Annotated in this window: 1 protein-coding gene; it reads left to right on the forward strand. The window is 69.2% G+C overall.

The features are described 5' to 3' along the window. The coding region (locus tag ACWDD7_RS37470; RefSeq protein WP_450460689.1) for a non-ribosomal peptide synthetase at positions 1 to 2,791 on the forward strand (2,791 nt) is incomplete at both ends.

Consider the following 2,791-nt stretch of genomic DNA (forward strand, 5'->3'; position numbering starts at 1 on the left):
CTGGGCATCCGGAACCTGTTCCAGGCCCCCACCGTCGCCGGTGTCGCCGGCAACCTCCGCACCGGCGGGACCCGGCCGGTTCTGGGAGCACGGCCGCGCCCTGCCCTGCTGCCGCTGTCGGCCGCGCAGCGCAGGCTGTGGTTCCTGGCCCAGATGGAGGGGCCGAGCGCGACGTACAACGCGCCGCTGAGTCTGCGGTTGCGCGGCGCGGTGGACATACCCGCGCTGCGGGCGGCGCTGTCCGATGTGGTGGACCGGCACGAGGCCCTGCGCACCGTGTTCCCCGAACAGGACGGAGAGCCCTTCCAGCAGGTGGTCTCCGGCGAGCGGGCCGTTCCTGCGCTGCACGTGCGGAACTGTGCCGACGAGGACGCGCTGGCCGCCGCGGTGAAACAGGCCGAGCACTGCGTTTTCGATCTGTCGGCCGAGCTGCCGATCCGGGCGTTCTTGTTCGGTGTCGGCGCGCAGGAGCACGTACTCGTCCTGGTGGTTCACCACATCGCCACCGACGGATGGTCCTTGGCTCCGTTGATGCGTGACCTGGCGACCGCTTACGAGGCCCGGTGCGGAGGCGGTGAGCCGCGGTGGTCCGCCCTGCCGGTGCAGTACGCCGACTACACCTTGTGGCAGCAGGAACTGCTGGGCGCCGCCGAGGACTCCGACAGCCGACTCGCCGAACAGGTGAACTACTGGGCCGGCGCGTTGGCGGGAGTGCCGGACCAGCTGGAGCTGCGTTTCGATCGGCCGCGACCGGTCGAGGCCAGCCACCGGGGCGGTCGCGTGGAGTGGACTGTCGAGCCGGAACTCCACGCGAAACTGAAAGAGCTGGCCGCGGCCCGTCACGTCACGCTGTTCATGGTGCTGCAGGCCGGGTTGGCCGCGCTGCTGAGCAAGCTGGGCGCTGGGACGGATGTTCCGATCGGGACCTCGATCGCCGGCCGCACCGATGTGGCACTCGACGACCTGGTGGGATTCTTCGTCAACACTCTGGTGTTGCGCACCGACACCTCGGGCGACCCGACCTTCGCCGAGCTCCTGGACCGGGTCCGCGAGACCGACCTGGCCGCGTTCGCCCACCAGGACGTCCCCTTCGAACAACTGGTGGAGATCCTCAACCCGGCCAGGTCCACCGCCCACCACCCGCTCTTCCAGATCATGCTGGTGGTGCAGAACAACGACGAGGCCACCCTCGAACTACCCGGCCTGGAGGTGACCGCGGAACCTCTCACCTACAGCGCCGAGAAGTTCGACCTCACCGCCGCCTTCGCCGAGACCCACGACGCATCCGGTGCCCCCGCCGGGCTCACCGCGGTCTTCAGCTACGCGACGGACCTGTTCGACCAGGCCACGATCGAGGCGATGGCCGCCCGGCTGGTCCGCCTGCTGGACGCCGTGACCGCTGATCCGAACCAGGTTCCCGGCCACCTCGACGTGCTCTCCGACGAGGAGCGCCACAGAATCCTGGTCGAGTGGAACGACACCGCGGTCGAGATCCCCCAGGTGTGCGCCCACGAACTGTTCGAGGCCCAGGTGCGCCGCACCCCCACCGCCACCGCCGTGGTCTTCGAGGACACCGAGATCTCCTACGAGGAACTCAACGCCCGCGCCAACCGCCTGGCACACCACCTCATCGACCGCGGAGTAGGCGCGGAAGACTTCGTGGCCCTGGCTCTCCCGCGCTCCATCGACCTCGTCGTCGCGGTTCTGGCCGTGTTGAAAGCCGGCGGCGCCTACCTGCCCATCGACCTCGACCACCCGCAGGACCGCATCAACGACGTGATCGACGATGCGCGCCCGGTACTCACCCTCCACGAGCTGCCGGACCTGACCACCTACCCGGTGACCGACCCGGAGACATCCACGGCGCCGGCCAACCCGGCGTACGTCATCTACACCTCCGGATCCACCGGAAGACCAAAGGGCGTCGTGATAGAACACGCCGCTCTGGGGGCTTATCTGCTCCGAGCGCGCGAGGTGTACCCCGACGCGGCCGGTACGGCATTGGTCAATTCGTCGATCGCGTTCGACCTGACCGTCACGGCGCTTTACACACCCCTGGTGAGCGGAGGGCGTGTGATCCTGGCCGAACTGGACGAACGCGCCGGGGCGGCCGGCCGGCCTTCGTTCATGAAGGTCACACCGTCCCACCTCGGGATACTTGAGAACCTCCCGGACGAGGTCTCCCCGTCCGGAACCCTGATCCTCGGCGGGGAAACGCTGACCGGCCAGGCACTGCGGAGGATACGCGCGACGCATCCAGGCCTCACCGTGGTCAACGCCTACGGTGCCACCGAAGCCACGGTGAACAGCACCGAGTTCCGCATCGCTCCGGGGCAGTTCGTCGATCCGGGCGCGTTGCCGATCGGCCGTCCGTTCTGGAACACGCGCGTCTATGTTCTGGACCAGTCCTTGCGGCCGGTTCCCCCCGGCGTGGTGGGAGAGCTGTACCTGGCGGGCTCGGGTCTTGCCCGCGGCTACCTCAACCGGGCCGGCCTCACCGCCCAACGGTTCGTCGCCAACCCCTGGGGTGACGGGGAGCGCATGTATCGCACCGGTGATCTGGGGCTGTGGAACACCGAGGGCCGGCTGGCCTGCGTCGGCCGTGTCGACAACCAGGTGAAGGTGCGGGGTTTCCGCATCGAGCTGGGCGAGGTCGAAGCCGCGGTGGCAGCCCATCCGGAGGTCCGCCGGGTCGTCGTGCTGGTGCGTGAGGACCGGCCGGGCGACAGGCGTCTGGTCGCCTACGTGACGCCGCAGAAGGGCTGTGCGCCGGACCCGGCCGAGCTGCGTG

The sequence above is a fragment of the Streptomyces sp. NPDC001056 genome (assembly GCF_053598955.1).